This window comes from Leifsonia sp. NPDC058230, from assembly GCF_042882245.1.
Classification (GTDB): domain Bacteria; phylum Actinomycetota; class Actinomycetes; order Actinomycetales; family Microbacteriaceae; genus Leifsonia.
Map to the genome: position 1 here is coordinate 104,695 of NZ_JBHVWM010000005.1, position 14,557 is coordinate 119,251.

Here is a 14,557-nt window from a genome sequence, read left to right on the forward strand (position 1 = left end):
GGGGAGGTTTACGCGACGACCGGTCCGAAGTGCTCCGGCAGGGTCGAGCGGTGCGTGTTGCGCAGCTCCTCGAGGCCGACGGTGAACTGGTCCTGAACTTCGAGCACGGGCTGAGCGCCGACCTCGGCGTCGGTGACGCCGATCCGCAGCACGGGGAAGTCGCGGCCCTCGCAGAGCCCGCGGAACTTCACGTCGTCCTCGCGGGGAACCGACACGAGCACGCGGCCGGTCGACTCGCTGAACAGGGCGGTCGCGGCATCCACGCCGTCGCGCTCCATGATCTCGGTGAGCCAGACACGCGCGCCGACGCCGAACCGGAGCACGCTCTCGGCGAGGGCCTGCGCGAGGCCGCCGTCGGCGAGATCGTGCGCCGAGGCGATGAGGCTCTCGAGCGACCCGGCGCGCAGCAGCTCGGCGAGATCGCGCTCGCGGCCGAGGTCGACCGTGGGCGGGAGGCCGCCGAGGTGACCGTGCACCGTGCCCGCCCAGGCGGAGCCGTCGAGCTCTTCGCGCGTGACGCCGAGGAGGTAGATGTTGTCGCCCTCGTCCTGCCAGCCGCTCGGGATACGCCGGGCGACGTCGTCGATCACGCCGAGAACGCCGACCACAGGCGTGGGGAAGATCGGGGTCGAGCCCGTCTGGTTGTAGAAGGAGACGTTGCCGCCGGTTACCGGGATCTCGAGCTCGAGACACGCATCCGACAGCCCCTCGACGGCCTGGGAGAACTGCCACATGACCTCGGGGTTCTCCGGGCTGCCGAAGTTGAGGCAGTCGGTGACCGCCGCCGGAACGGCTCCGGTCGAGGCGACGTTGCGGTACGCCTCGGCGAGAGCGAGCTTGGCGCCCTGCTTCGGGTCGAGCTGGCAGTAGCGGCCGTTGGCGTCGGTGGCGATCGCGAAACCGAGGCCGCTCTCTTCGTCGACACGGATCATGCCGGCGTCATCCGGGAATGACAGAGCCGTGTTGCCGCCGACGAAGTAGTCGTACTGGTCGGTGATCCAGCCCTTGTCGGCCAGGTTGGCGCTGCCCAGCAGGGCGAGGAACTGCTCGCGCAGCTCGTCGCCGGTGGTCGGACGCGCGAGGCGGGAGGCGCTGTCGGCCTGGAGTGCGTCGATCCACGCCGGGTAGGCGACGGGACGCTCGTAGACGGGACCGTCGACGGCGACAGTGCGCGGCTCGACGTTCACGATCTCTTCGCCGTGCCAGTCGATGATGAGGCGGCCCGTGTCGGTGACTTCGCCGAGGACGCTCGTCTCGACGTCCCATTTGGCGGTGACCGCGAGGAAGGCGTCGAGCAGTTCGGGCTTGACGACCGCCATCATCCGCTCCTGACTCTCCGACATGAGGATCTCCTCGGCCGTGAGGCTCGGGTCGCGCAGCAGCACCTTGTCGAGCTCGATGAACATGCCACCATCTCCGTTGGAGGCAAGCTCTGAGGTGGCGCACGAGATGCCGGCCGCGCCGAGATCCTGGATGCCCTCGACGAGCTTGTCGCGGAAGAGCTCGAGACAGCACTCGATGAGCACCTTCTCGGCAAAGGGGTCGCCGACCTGCACGGCCGGGCGCTTGGTCGGGCCGCCGGCTGAGAACGTGTCGGAAGCGAGGATGCTCGCGCCGCCGATCCCGTCGCCTCCAGTGCGCGCGCCGAACAGGACGACCTTGTTGCCGAGGCCCGACGCGTTCGCGAGGTGAAGGTCTTCGTGGCGCAGCACCCCGACCGAGAGGGCGTTGACCAGCGGATTGCCCTGATAGATCGGGTCGAAGTAGGTCTCGCCGCCGATGTTCGGGAGTCCGAGGCAGTTGCCGTAGAACGAGATGCCGGAGACGACCCCGTGTACGACACGCGCCGTGTCGGGGTGATCGATGGCGCCGAAACGCAGCTGATCCATGACGGCCACGGGACGCGCGCCCATCGAGATGATGTCGCGCACGATACCGCCGACACCGGTCGCGGCGCCCTGGAACGGCTCGATGTAGCTCGGGTGGTTGTGCGACTCGACCTTGAACGTGACCGCCCAGCCCTCGCCGACATCCACCACGCCGGCGTTCTCGCCGATGCCGACCATGAGGTTCTTCTTCATGGCGGGCGTGACCTTCTGCCCGAACTGGCGCAGGTACATCTTGGACGACTTGTACGAGCAGTGCTCCGACCACATCACCGAGTACATCGCCAGCTCGCCGCTGGTGGGCCGGCGGCCCAGGATCTCGCGGATGCTCGCGTACTCGTCCTCTTTGAGACCGAGCGCCGCGAACGGCTGCTCCTTCTCGGGCGTCGCGGTCGCGTTGGCGACCGTGTCGACGACGTGGGCGGTCGCGGCGGGGGATGCTTCGGTCACGCGGACGTTCTCCAAGATGTGTGAATGGGGGCTAGGCCGGGAGCAGCGTGGAACGCAGCACCGAGGTGAAGAAGGTGAGGCCGTCGGTGCCGGAGCGCATCGCGGCCTTGGTGTCGGGGCCGAAGCCCGGCTCGACCGCGTGCTCGGGGTGCGGCATGAGGCCGACGACGTTTCCGCGCTCATTGCGCACGCCGGCGATGTCGTTGAGCGAACCGTTCGGGTTGACGCCCTCGTAGCGGAACGCGACCAGGCCCTCCCCCTCGAGACGGTTCAGCTCCTCGGCGGAGGCGATGAACCCGCCCTCGCCGTTTTTGAGCGGGATGACGATCTCCTGGCCGGGCTCGAAGCCGCTGGTCCAGGGGGTGTCGACGTTCTCGACGCGCAGGTGCTGATCGCGGCGGATGAAGTTGCCGTGGTCGTTGCGGATCAGGCCGCCCGACACGAGGTGGGCCTCGGCGAGCATCTGGAATCCGTTGCAGATGCCGAGCACGGGCATCCCCTTGCCTGCGGCGTCGACGACCTCGGTCATGATCGGGGAGAGGCTGGCGATCGCGCCGCAGCGGAGGTAGTCGCCGTAGCTGAAGCCGCCGGGCAGGACCAGCGCATCCACACCCTGGAGATCGTGCTCGCCGTGCCAGAGGGCGACGGGCTCGGCGCCGGCCAGCCGGATGGCGCGCAGCGCGTCGCGATCGTCGAGCGAGCCCGGGAAGGTGACGACGCCGATGCGCATCAGGCGTGCACCTCGGTGGGGTAGTGGATGCCGACCACGTCTTCGATCACCGAGTTCGACAGGATGTCGTTCGCGATCTCCTCGACGGCGGCGCGGGTGGCATCGTCGATCGGGCCGTCTACGGTCAACTCGAACCGCTTGCCGACACGGACCGCGGTGAACCCGCCCTTGCCTGTGCGCGCGAGGGCGCCGGCGACGGCCTTGCCCTGCGGGTCGAGCAGCTCGGCTTTCGGCATGACTTCTACAACGATCGTTGGCAACGCGCACTCCGCTTCACACAGGGTCGGGGATGCTGTCGATTCTACCGGGTCCAGGCCGGGTGTCCGCCGGGTGCTCGGCAGACGTGCGGGAGGCCGCCGCCAGGCGCGCGTGGGCGAGCGCTCGAGGGGCGAGTGTCGCGAGCAGCACGTCGAACAATGCCGCCGAGCGTGCTCCTGGCCAGTCCGACGGAAGCGCGGCCGCGGGGAGGCCCGGGTCGAGGTACGGGATCACACGCCACTCGTCGAGCGCACGCATCCAGCGGGCGAACGCTTCGCGGTCGGTCGCGGGGTCGGCGGCGTCGCCGAAATGGGCGAGGAAGGTGTTGTGGGCGGCGCGCATCCGGTCGAGGTCGTACCAGCCGGCCACGAGCACGGGGAGCTCGGCGGTGTCGGGGCGCACCTCCGTGAACAGTGTCGCTTCGCCCGGCGCCGCGAGGGCGCTGGTGGCGTCGCGAAGGTCGCCGGCGAGCCGGGAGGGTGCGATCCAGAGACCGTCGGAGACCGTGCCGCAGCCGAGGCTCTCCAGACGCCGGCGCAGACGGTGGCGGCGCGAGCGGTGGCTCTCCGGAATCGAGTAGGAGACGAGGCACCAGGAGTCGTCGGGTGCAGGGGTGCGGTCGGCGAAGATCCGGAGGTCTCCGCGCTCGAGCATGGGGATCGCAGCGGCCGTGAGCCCGTATCCGGCTGCCCCACGGCGCACCTCGCGCGCGAGCACCCCCCGCGCGCAGAGCCTGGTGAGCGCCGACCGCGCGGTCGAACCCGGGATGTCGAGGGCGGCCAGAAGCTCGACGGCGCGGGCCGACGACATCCACCCGCCGAGGGGGCGGAGGACGCTGCCGACGATGGTCCGCAGCAGGGCGGCCGAGCTGCCGGAGCGCGCTTCGAGGTCTTCGAGCGCGTCGAGTCGCGGCAGATCGATGCTCGCGGGAGCAGGGAGGGTCGATTCGCCGCGACTCGCGGGGGCAGTAGTCACGGGAGCTCGTCGAGGGCGTCGCGCACGGCCGCGACACCCCGGTATGTCTCCTCGAAGCTGGTGCTGAGCGGAGACAGTCCGAGGCGCAGGCCGTTCGGGTCGCGGTAGTCGGGGATGACGTCGCGCTGCCAGAGCGCCGCCGTGACCTGTCGCATCGCCGGATGGTTCAACGTCACGTGGCCGCCGCGGCGCTCCGACTCCCGGGGTGACGCGAGAGTGAGGCCGAACGGGCTCAGCAGATCCTCGGCGACGGTGATCGCGAATTCGGTCAGGGCGACCGACTTGGCGCGCACCGCAGGCATCCCGCACTCGGCGATCATGGCGATCGTGTCCTGCATCGCGAGCATCCCGACGATCGGCGGAGTGCCGCTGATGAAGCGCCGGATGCCCGCGGCCGGGCGGTACTCCGGACCCATCGCGAACACGTCGTCGGCGCCCATCCAGCCCTGGATCGGCTGGGCCAGAGTGTTCTGGAGACCAGCACGCACGTAGCCGAAGGCGGGGGAGCCGGGGCCTCCGTTGAGGTACTTGTACGTGCATCCGGCGGCCAGGTCGACCCCCCAGGCGTCCAGGTCGACGGGCACCGATCCGGCCGAGTGGCACAGGTCCCAGAGCACCAGGGCTCCGGATGCGTGGGCGATCCGCGTGATCGCGGGCACATCGGCGAGATAGCCGGACCGGTAGGCGACGTGGCTGAGCACGACCAGCGCGGTCTGCGGTCCGACGACCGCCTCGACCTGCTCGGGTGTGACGCCGGCGGAGGTGTCGGCCTCGATCCAGCGCAGCGTCAGGCCGCGCTCCCGCGCGATTCCGTCGAGCACGTAGCGGTCGGTGGGGAAGTTGTCGGTGTCGAGCACGATCTCGGAGCGGCCGGGCCGGGCATCCGCCGCCGCCCGGGCCAGCTTGTACAGGGTGACCGTGGTCGAGTCGCCCACGAACGTCTGGCCGGGCGCTGCCCCGAGCACGTTCGCGCCGAGCGCGTCGCCGATGGTGAAGGGGAGCTCCATCCACTCCTCGTCCCAGCCGCGGATCAGCCGGCCGCCCCAGCCCTCGACCAGAAAGCGGCCGATCCGGTCGAGGCTCGCCCGCGTCGGCCTGCCCAGCGAGTTGCCGTCGAGGTAGGCGACGATGTCGCTGGAGCCGTCGTCGATGCCGGCGAACCGCGTGCGGAAGGCGGCGAGCGGGTCGGTGGCGTCGAGAGCGCGCGCTGCCGCGAGGTGGTCGGTCGTCGTGGATGTCATGCGGAGGCTCCAAGAATGGTCGTGGTCGTGTGGCCGCGCGCCGTCGCCAGCCAGGCGGGCAGCGCGCTGAGGTCGTCGAGATGCCAACTCGCAGGCGGTGGTGTGGGGAGCCAGGCGAAGCGTGGGCCGGGGGTGCGGGCGTTGCCCGCGATGGACTGGAGCAGCTGTGCTCCGTCGAGCCCGGCGGCGACGAGGCGACCGAGTTCGCGCTCGTTCACCCCGACCGGGAGTGGGCCGTTGCCGAGGTCGGTGCCGTACAGGATGCGTCCGCCCGCGGCCGCGAACCGCCTCACGTTGTCGATCGCGATCGCGAGGGCTGGTGTCGGTCTGCCCCAGCCGTGGATGTCGAGGGTCGAGACCCAGCTCATCCCGGCATCGACCGCTCGCTGGAGGGTGTCGTCGTCGACGCGTTCGGAGAACGGCGCGTGTGCCAGCTGGTCGGCGCCGGCCTCCAGCGCGCGCGCGACCTGACCGGCTCCCTGTGCGTGCACGGTGACCGGAACGCCTGCGGCGTGGGCCTCCTCCACGATCGCGGCGAGGGTCGAGTCGTCCACCGTCGGGCCGGCATCGGTGTTCAGGGTCACTTTGATGCGAGAGGCTCCCACCACGAGCTGCTTCTGCGCCGCCTCGGCCGCCTCGGCCGCATCCGCCACCTCGGCCGTAGAACCGGGCGGTCCCCATCCGGCGTTCTTCGGGTATCCGCCGGGCGCGGTGATCAGGGCTCCGGCGATCTGCACCGCCGGGTGGCCCGGATGCGCGTCGAGCCAGCGCGACGCGACCTCGGGGATCCAGCCCAGGTCGACGACGTCGGTGATGCCGTTCGCGAAGAGGTCGGCCGGGTCGGTGAGACCCAGGTGCACGTGGTGGTCGGTGAGGCGGGGGATGAGGGTGCCGCCGGCTTCGTGGTCGGCGCGCTGGTCGCCGGTCGGGTGGAGCATCCCGTTCTCCACGGCGAACACCGTGTGTCCCTGGAATCGTCTGCCGTCCCAGAACGCGTCGAAGCCGATGGTGGGTGCTGCGGCCTGGCGTGCATCCGCGGCTTCCCGCTCGGTCACCGCGGCGCGCCGATCTCGGTGCGCACGGCGAACAGCTCGGGGAAGAAGGTGAGCTCGAGCGCCTTCTGCAGAAAGGAGACCCCGGTCGATCCGCCGGTGCCGGACTTCATGCCGATCGTTCGCTGCACGGTCTTCAGGTGGCGGAAGCGCCACAGCTGAAAGTTGTCCTCCAGATCGACGAGCTCCTCGCACGCTTCGTACTCGCTCCAGTGCTCTGCGGCGTGCTCGTAGATGTCACGGAACACCGGGACGAGCTCGGGCGTGAACGTCCAGGCTTCGGTGATGTCCCGTTCGAGTACGGAAGCCGGAATCGCGAAGCCCGCTCGATGGAGGTAGCGCAGGAACTCGTCGTAGATGCTCGGCTGGTCCAGCAGCTCGGCGAGCAGTGCATGAGCCGCGGGATCGTTCTCGAAGACGGTGAGCATGCGGCGGTTCTTGTTGCCGAGCACGAATTCGACGGCACGGTACTGGTACGACTGGAAGCCCGACGAGTTGCCGAGAAAGCCACGGAACTCGGCGTACTCGGTGGGCGTGAGCGTGGCGAGCACCGACCACTGCTCGGTGAGAGTCCGCTGGATGTGCTTCACCCGTGCGATCCGCTTGAGGGCCGGAGGAAGGTCGTCCGCCCTCAGCAGGTCCCGCGCCGATTCGAGTTCGTGCAGCACCAGCTTCAGCCACAGCTCCGTCGTCTGGTGCTGGATGATGAACAGCAGCTCGTCGTGATGCTCCGGCACGCTCACGGGATTCTGGGCGGAGAGCAGTGTGTCGAGGTCGAGGTACGACCCGTACGACATCCGCTCCCGGAAGTCGGTCACGATGTCGGGATCGAACGCGCGCGTGTTGTCGTCGACGGTCATGCTGCAATTCTGCGCCGACCGTCACAGAAGTGCAATGCGCGCACCTGCCGCATCCCGTTCATCGAGGTGTAACCCGCGGTTGTCGCATCCTTCGCCCCCGCTCCGTACCGTGCCCGTCGTACACAGCAGCGCAACCCTGCGCGCACCGATGAAAGGTCTTCGATGAAACTGTCACTTCCCAAGGCGCTCGCCGTCGGCGCGGCCGTCGTGCTGTCGCTCGGTCTCGCCGCCTGTTCGGGCTCCGCCAACGCGAGCTCCGACGGCGACTCGACCACCAGCGCTTCCGCCGGAACCTTCGCGAAGGACTCCTCGACGCTGGTCTTCGGTGTCGTCCCCGACACGGTGAACACGCAGTCGAACTACCAGCCGATCGCCGACTACATCGCCAAGATCACGGGCAAGAAGGTCGAGTACCGCGAGTCGAGCGACTACACCGCGCTCATCCAGGCCGCCATCGCGGGCCAGGTCGACGTCGCCAGCTTCTCGGGCTTCACCTACGTCACCGCCACCAACGGCGGCGCGAAGCTGACCCCGTTCGCCTCCATCATCACCAAGGAGGGCCAGGAGCCGGGGTACTACTCCGAGGCGATCGTGCCGCAGAACTCGTCGATCACCTCGCTCGACGGCTTCAAGGGCAAGAAGGTGTGCTTCGTCGACCCGAGCTCGACCTCCGGCTACCTGTTCCCGAGCTACAACCTGCTCGAAGCCAAGATCGACCCGACCACCGACGTCACGCCGGTGTTCGCGGGCAAGCACGACGCATCCGCGCTCAAGGTCTCGCAGGGCGCCGAGTGCGACGCCGGCTTCGCCGAGGACTCGGCGGTCGACGCGCAGCCCGGTCTGAAGGTGATCGCCAAGACGATGGTCCCCGGCGCGCCGATGGTGTTCTCGAACACCCTCCCCGACGCCATCAAGAAGGACCTCAGCGACAAGCTGTCGAACGTGACCATCGCCGACATCCAGAAGGCCGGCATCAAGAACGCCGACTCGCAGGGGTTCAAGGACACGTTCTTCGCGTTCAGCCCGGTCGACGACAAGTACTACGACCAGATCCGCGACATCTGCAAGGTCACCAAGGCCACGCAGTGCGAGGCGCAGTGACGCACTGACCGACGTACCCGAATCGCCGCCCAGCCACTCCGGCTGGGCGGCGATTCCGTTTCGGTGCCCGAGGGTGTGCATCCCGAGTCCCGACGCTTGCAGTCCGCACGGCGTTCACCTGCCGGTTACCCGGCGTTGCTCCCGCCGTCGTCCCCGACTTCTACGGTGGCGGAAGGGTTTCGGGGCCGATCTGAGGCAAGGACTAATGGGCGAAGCAGCGCATGTCGTGCAGGTGAGCGACGTAACGAAGAAGTTCGCGGAGACGACCGCCCTCGACGGGGTGTCGCTGACGGTCGGGCGCGGTGAGATCGTCGTGCTCCTGGGGCTGTCCGGCTCCGGAAAGTCCACCCTCCTGCGGCACCTCGACGGTCTCGAGACGCCGACGAGCGGTGAGGTCGAAGTGCTCGGCCAGTCGGTCGCGCAGTTGAAACAGCGTCCGCTCCGCGCCCTCCGCAGCCGGGTCGGATTCATCTTCCAGCAGTTCGAGCTGGTCGGCCCGCTGACCGTGCTCGAGAACGTGCTCACCGGATCCCTCGCCACCCTGCGCGGGCCGCGGCTCGGCGTGTTCAGCTACCCCGCGAGCCTTCGCAAGCGCGCGATCCAGCACCTCGATCGGGTCGGACTCGCCGAGAAGGCGTACCAGCGGGCGGACACGCTCTCCGGCGGCCAGCAGCAGCGCGTAGCGATCGCCCGCGCGCTGATGCAGGAACCCGAGGTCCTCCTCGCCGATGAGCCGGTCGCTTCGCTCGACCCCGAGTCGAGCGAACAGGTGATGGCCCTCATCCGCGAGATCGCTCTGGACAACGGGCTGACCGTGATCTGCAGTCTCCACCAGGTGGACCTCGCCCTCAGCTGGGGCGACCGGATCGTCGGCCTGCGACACGGCCGCGTCGTGCTCGACACACCGACCGCCGATCTGGACAAGCAGCAGGTCATGGAGATCTACGGCCGCGTCGCCGCGACCACCCACGAGCTCAGCGTGATCGAGAGCGAGCTGGCGATCGAGATCGACGCCGAGAGCGAACGTGAGCTGGCGGATGCGGTGCTCGCCGCAGCCGAACCGGTCGGCGCAAGCGTGGGTGCATCCACGTCCGCCTCCGAGCAAGCACCTCCCCGCGCACGCTGATGGTCACCGTCCCCCTCGACGACCGCCTGGCCGTCCCGCGGCGCCCGCGGCCATCCCTCTCGCGCACCGCCGCGATCATCGTGCTGCTCGCCCTGCTGGCGCTGGGGATCGCGGCCTTCCCCCTGCTCGGCGTGAGCTTGGAGACGGTCGCGCGCAGCATCCCGCAGGCCGAAGCATTCTTCGGGCGTATCGTCCCGCTGCACTTCCCGCCGCCGGAGGTGCTCTGGCCGGCGATCGGGCAGACCCTCGGGATGGTCGTGCTCGGCACGCTGCTCGCCGCCTTCATCTCGGTGCCGGTCGCCTACCTCGCGGCCTCGAACACCAGCCCGAACCGCACCGCGCAGTGGATCGGCCGGTTCATCACCGTCGCCACCCGCTCGGTTCCGGATGTGGTGCTCGCGATGGTCTTCGCCGTGCTGTTCACGCTCGGAACCCTCCCCGGCATCCTGGCGATCGGCATCCACTCCATCGGCATGATCTCCAAGCTGTTCGCCGACGCCATCGAGCAGATCGACGAGGGCCCGCGGCTGGCGATCCGCGCGGCGGGTGGGAGCAAGGCGCAGGAGTTCTTCTCGGGCATCGTTCCGCAGGTCATGCCGAGCTGGGTCGCGACCGTGCTGCACCGCAACGACATCAACCTGCGCGGGTCGATCATCCTGGGTTACGTCGGGGTCGCCGGGCTCGGCTACGAGATGTGGAAAGCACTCGCCACGCTCGACTACCGCACCGCAATGGCGCTCGCGCTGGTGATGTTCGCCCTCTGCGTGCTCATGGAGGTCGTGTCGTCCAGCGTGCGGCGCGGGATGCTCGGCGGCGGCAGGCCGCGCAGCCGCGAGTCCCGGCGCATCCGGTCGGCCGTCGGCTGGACGATCACCGGGGTCGTCGTGATCGGTGCGTTCTTCGTCGCGCAGATTCACTGGGGCGACTTCCTGACCTTCTGGAGGAACGTTCCGCTGATCAAGTTCTGGCCGCCGACATTCGAGCCGTACACGGTCGAGCAGATCGCGGTCGCGATGCGCGACACCGTGCTGATCGCCCTCGCCGCGACCATCCTCAGTCTGGTGTTCTCGCTCGTCATCGGCTCGCTCGCCGCCCGCAATGTGGCGCCGAACGCGCCGACCCGCGGGGTGTTCCGTGTGCTGCTCGTGGCGATCCGCGGCATCCCGGAGCTCGTGCTCGCCATCGTGCTCATCATCATCACCGGCCTCGGCCCGACCGCCGCCGTGATCGCGCTCGGATTCGGGGGGATCGGCCTGCTCGGCAAGCTGTTCGCCGACTCGATCGAGGAGGTTCCGGGCGGCCCCGAACGCGCATTGACCGCGGTGGGCGCGCGCAGGCTCCAGGTGTACTCGGCCGCGACGGTTCCGCCGAGCGTGCCCGCGTTCGTCGGTCACAGCTTCTACCTGTTCGACAGCAACATCCGCGCGGCCACCGTGCTCGGCGTCGTCGGGAGCGGGGGGATCGGCTTCTACCTGAACAACGCCTCCCGCGTCTCGGCGTGGAACGAGGTGTTCGCGTTCGTGCTCGTGATCATGGCGACCGTCTTCATTGTCGAGGGCATCGCCGTCTGGATGCGAAAGGCTCTGCGATGACTGCCAAACACTACGACCTCGCCGTCGTCGGAGCCGGGATCGTCGGCCTCGGTCACGCCGTGGCCGCCCTGCGCCGTGGCCTCACGGTCGCGGTCGTCGATCGGGCTTCCACGATCGGCGGCGCATCCGTGCGCAACTTCGGGCATCTCTGCCTCACGGCGCAGGACGGCGAAGCGCGCGAGTACGCGGAGCTCGCCCGTGAACTCTGGCTCACGCTGGCGCCGGCTGCAGGGTTCTGGCTGAAGGAATCCGGCACGGTCGTCGTCGCCCGCGCCGACGATGAACTCGCCGTGCTGTCCGAGTTCCAGGATGCGCGCGGCGACGACGAGGTGCGGATGCTCTCGGCCGGCGAGGTGCGTGAGCTCGTTCCCGTCGGCGATGGTGTCGCTGTCGGCGGTGCCATGCTGCCGCGCGACCTGCAGGTCGACCCGAGGGAGGCATCCCTCGCCATCGCACAGTGGCTCGAGGCGCACGGCGTCGACTTCTTCTGGAGCACCGCCGTGCTCGCCGTCGAGACAGGCGTCGTGCACACGACACGCGGACGGGTCGCGGCCGACGCGGTCGTCGTCGCGGTCAACTATGACGTCGACCTGCTGTTCCCCGGCATCGCGGAGGCGCACGGCATCCAGCGCTGCGGGCTCGACATGCTGCTCGTGGATGCCGACCTCGAGCGTCCGCTGAGCGCGCCGCTCCTCACGGGCTGGTCCCTCCTGCGGTACGCGGGTTTCACCGGGCTGTCGAGCGCGGCCGGCCTGCGCGCGCGGCTCGCGGACGAGCATCCGGAACTCCTCGCGCTCGACCTCAACCAGATGTACACGCAACGCCCCGACGGCAGCCTGATCGTCGGCGACACGCACTACCGCGGCGCGGACGTGCCGCCGTTCCAGAGCGAGGCCGCCTTCGATGCGCTTCTCGAACAGGCGCGCCTGCTGTTCGGCACCGACCGCATCCGCGTTCGTGAGCGGTGGCAGGGCGTTTACGCGTCCGCCCCCGACGAGTTCCTGCTCGCCTCCCCGGCGCCGCAGGTGCGCGTCGTCTCCGTGACCACCGGCATCGGCATGACGACCGGACTCGGGTTCGCCGAGCGCGTCGTCGGAAAGCTCTTCTCATCGGCACCCGCGCTCGCCGGCGCGGGCACGGCCGGATGACCCACTGACCCACAAAGGAAAGGCAAGATCATGACCACGCGCGACGGCCTCATCACCTCCGAATTCGACGACGCTGCGACGTTCGACGACGTCGTGCCCTTCGACGACCTCACCGACCTCACCGACGTCGACCGATCCGACGAAGACGACTGGGAGCAGGAGGAGGAAGAGGACGACGACCTCCTCGACGTCGACCTGGAACTCGTCGTGCTCGACATGGCCGGCACGACCGTCGAGGACGACGGACTCGTCGAGCGCGCCTTCGAGCGGGCCGCGCTCGCCGCCGGCATCGGCGAGACGGCCGACGACCTCGTCACCGCGCTCGCCTACGTGCGCGAGACGATGGGCCAGTCGAAGATCTCCGTCTTCCGTGCCCTCACCGGCGACGAAGACCAGGCGCAGCACGCCAACGCCGAATTCGAGTCGGCCTACGCCGATCTGGCCGCCGCCGAGGGACTGCGCGAGATCCCGGGGGCCGAGCACCTCATCCGCCGCCTCCGCAGCTCGGGCGTGAAGGTCGCGCTGACCACCGGTTTCTCCCAGCCGACGAAGGATGCGGTGCTCGACGCCCTGGGCTGGCGCGACCTCGTCGACGTCACCCTGAGCCCGGCCGAGGCCGGGCGTGGACGTCCGTACCCCGACCTGCCGCTGACGGCGCTGCTGCGCACCGGCGCGACAAGTGTCGAGGGGATGGTCGTTGTCGGCGACACCGCGAGCGACATCATCTCCGGCATCGCTGCCGGAGCCGGCCTGGTGGTGGGTGTGCTCAGCGGAGCCCATGACGAGGAGACACTGCTGGACGCCGGCGCCGACGCGGTCATCGCGAGCGTCGCCGAACTGCCCGCTCTGCTCGGGTTCGACGAGTCCCCCGAATCCCTCGAGGCGCTCCACGCCCGCGACTCCGACGGCGCAGCTGTCCGGTGACAGTCCGAGCGGTCACTCCGCGCGTCGTCGAGCCACCGGCGAGCGCTGGTAAGGGGGTCAGCGTCTATCCGTCGGCGACGGCGATGGTGTGGCCGGGGGAGGGACATCCCCACGAGGCGGTTGCCGTTCCGGGCGTGCGGTTGTCGCCCGGGGACACGCTCGTCGAGATCGAGCTGGCGACGGTGTGCGGTTCCGATGTGCACACCGTCCTCGGCCACCGCAACGCCCCGACACCGCTCGTGCTGGGCCACGAACAGGTCGGCCGGGTGGTCGCTCTCGGCCGGGGCGGCGCGAAATCGGTCGACGGACACCGTGTGTCCCTCGGGGAGCGGGTCGTCTGGTCGGTCGCCGTTCCGTGCGGCCGCTGTGCTCGCTGCCGTCGCGGTCTGCCGCAGAAGTGCGTGAACCTGCAGAAGTACGGGCACGAGCGGATGCGTCGCGGCTGGGAGCTCTCCGGCGGTTTCGCCACGCACGCCCACATCCTCGACGGCACCCCGATCGTGCCGGTGCCCGAGGACATCCCTGCCACCATCCTCGCACCGGCCTCCTGTGCGACGGCGACCGTCGCGGCTGCGCTCGAGGCCGCATCCGAGATCACGCCGCTCGAGGGTGCGCTCGTGCTGGTGGCGGGCGCCGGGATGCTCGGGCTCACCGCATCCGCGATGGCCACCGAGGCTGGTGCCCGGGTCGTCGTGAGCGACCCCGATCCTGGCCGCCGGGATGCCGCGCTCGCGTTCGGAGCCGTCGCCGTCTCCGACCCCCGCGCGGCAAGCGAGTCGCCGCTCGGGCTGGGCGCCGCTCTCGTGCGCGGTGGCGGGCGCGGTGCCGCCCCGACTGTCGCTCTCGAACTCTCGGGTGCACCGGCAGCCGTGCGCTCACTCCTGGGCGCCGTCGACGTCGGTGGGGTGCTCGTGCTGGTCGGCTCCGTCTCTCCTGGCCCCGAGCTCGCGGTCGATCCCGAACAACTGGTGCGCCGCCTGCTCACCGTTCGCGGGGTGCACAACTACGCACCCCGTCACCTCGAGCAGGCCGTGCGCTTTCTCGCCGAGACATGGACCCGGTACCCCTTCGGTGCGCAGGTCGGGGAGACCTTCCAGCTCGCCTCGGTCGACGTGGCCCTCGCCGCCGCCGCGACCGGCGCGCATCCCCGCGTCGCGCTCCTTCCGACGTACTGACACGGGTTCGTCGACGAGGACGCCGCAGGAGAGAATGAG

At 69.6% G+C, this 14,557-nt stretch carries 13 protein-coding genes; 6 read left to right on the top strand and 7 right to left on the bottom strand.

The genetic code is table 11. The annotated features are described in order from the left end of the window. Positions 1–8: 8 nt before the first annotated feature. From purL to kynA, 7 genes are read right to left on the bottom strand one after another with little or no spacing between them, the layout of a single operon-like run. A complete protein-coding gene (gene purL, locus ACFVV0_RS16565; RefSeq protein WP_387065472.1) occupies positions 9–2,336 on the bottom strand; it encodes a phosphoribosylformylglycinamidine synthase subunit PurL in 2,328 nt (775 codons plus the stop codon). Between the two features lie 31 nt (positions 2,337–2,367). Continuing rightward, positions 2,368–3,066, bottom strand: coding sequence for a phosphoribosylformylglycinamidine synthase subunit PurQ (gene purQ / locus ACFVV0_RS16570; RefSeq protein WP_387065474.1), 699 nt, complete (start codon positions 3,064–3,066; stop codon positions 2,368–2,370). Then, complete coding sequence (gene purS / locus ACFVV0_RS16575) at positions 3,066–3,326, bottom strand: phosphoribosylformylglycinamidine synthase subunit PurS (protein ID WP_387065476.1); 261 nt, start codon at positions 3,324–3,326, stop codon at positions 3,066–3,068. Before purS ends, purQ begins: the two co-directional genes overlap by 1 nt. Positions 3,327–3,339: 13 nt before the next feature. Next, positions 3,340–4,299 carry a PaaX family transcriptional regulator C-terminal domain-containing protein gene (locus tag ACFVV0_RS16580; RefSeq protein WP_387065479.1) on the bottom strand — a complete coding sequence of 320 codons (960 nt, stop codon included), beginning with the start codon at positions 4,297–4,299 and terminating at the stop codon, positions 3,340–3,342. Continuing rightward, on the bottom strand, positions 4,296–5,540 hold the full coding sequence (locus ACFVV0_RS16585) for a kynureninase (protein ID WP_387065481.1): 1,245 nt from the start codon (positions 5,538–5,540) through the stop codon (positions 4,296–4,298). Before ACFVV0_RS16585 ends, ACFVV0_RS16580 begins: the two co-directional genes overlap by 4 nt. After that, positions 5,537–6,595 (bottom strand): amidohydrolase family protein, encoded by a 1,059-nt coding sequence (locus tag ACFVV0_RS16590; protein WP_387065483.1) that lies wholly within the window; start codon positions 6,593–6,595, stop codon positions 5,537–5,539. Before ACFVV0_RS16590 ends, ACFVV0_RS16585 begins: the two co-directional genes overlap by 4 nt. Further along, a complete protein-coding gene (gene kynA, locus ACFVV0_RS16595; RefSeq protein WP_387065485.1) occupies positions 6,592–7,452 on the bottom strand; it encodes a tryptophan 2,3-dioxygenase in 861 nt (286 codons plus the stop codon). The genes ACFVV0_RS16590 and kynA overlap by 4 nt, the downstream gene beginning before the upstream one ends. A gap of 162 nt (positions 7,453–7,614) precedes the next feature. Here kynA and ACFVV0_RS16600 point away from each other — a divergent pair, with 162 nt between their 5' ends. The 6 genes from ACFVV0_RS16600 (at position 7,615) to ACFVV0_RS16625 (ending at position 14,518) form a co-directional block, all read left to right on the top strand. Further along, positions 7,615–8,553 (top strand): phosphate/phosphite/phosphonate ABC transporter substrate-binding protein, encoded by a 939-nt coding sequence (locus ACFVV0_RS16600; RefSeq protein WP_387065487.1) that lies wholly within the window; start codon positions 7,615–7,617, stop codon positions 8,551–8,553. Between the two features lie 205 nt (positions 8,554–8,758). Next, positions 8,759–9,679 (top strand): phosphonate ABC transporter ATP-binding protein, encoded by a 921-nt coding sequence (gene phnC / locus ACFVV0_RS16605; RefSeq protein WP_387065490.1) that lies wholly within the window; start codon positions 8,759–8,761, stop codon positions 9,677–9,679. After that, positions 9,679–11,271: a phosphonate ABC transporter, permease protein PhnE gene (gene phnE, locus ACFVV0_RS16610; RefSeq protein WP_387065493.1), complete on the top strand. Its 1,593-nt coding sequence runs from the start codon at positions 9,679–9,681 to the stop codon at positions 11,269–11,271. The genes phnC and phnE overlap by 1 nt, the downstream gene beginning before the upstream one ends. Beyond that, positions 11,268–12,419: a TIGR03364 family FAD-dependent oxidoreductase gene (locus ACFVV0_RS16615; RefSeq protein ID WP_387065496.1), complete on the top strand. Its 1,152-nt coding sequence runs from the start codon at positions 11,268–11,270 to the stop codon at positions 12,417–12,419. The genes phnE and ACFVV0_RS16615 overlap by 4 nt, the downstream gene beginning before the upstream one ends. A gap of 30 nt (positions 12,420–12,449) precedes the next feature. Then, the gene (locus tag ACFVV0_RS16620; protein ID WP_387065498.1) at positions 12,450–13,343 is read left to right on the top strand and encodes a phosphonatase-like hydrolase; all 894 of its coding nucleotides are present in this window, start codon (positions 12,450–12,452) and stop codon (positions 13,341–13,343) included. Further along, positions 13,340–14,518 carry an alcohol dehydrogenase catalytic domain-containing protein gene (locus ACFVV0_RS16625; RefSeq protein ID WP_387065501.1) on the top strand — a complete coding sequence of 393 codons (1,179 nt, stop codon included), beginning with the start codon at positions 13,340–13,342 and terminating at the stop codon, positions 14,516–14,518. The genes ACFVV0_RS16620 and ACFVV0_RS16625 overlap by 4 nt, the downstream gene beginning before the upstream one ends. The last annotated feature ends 39 nt before the right edge of the window (positions 14,519–14,557 follow it).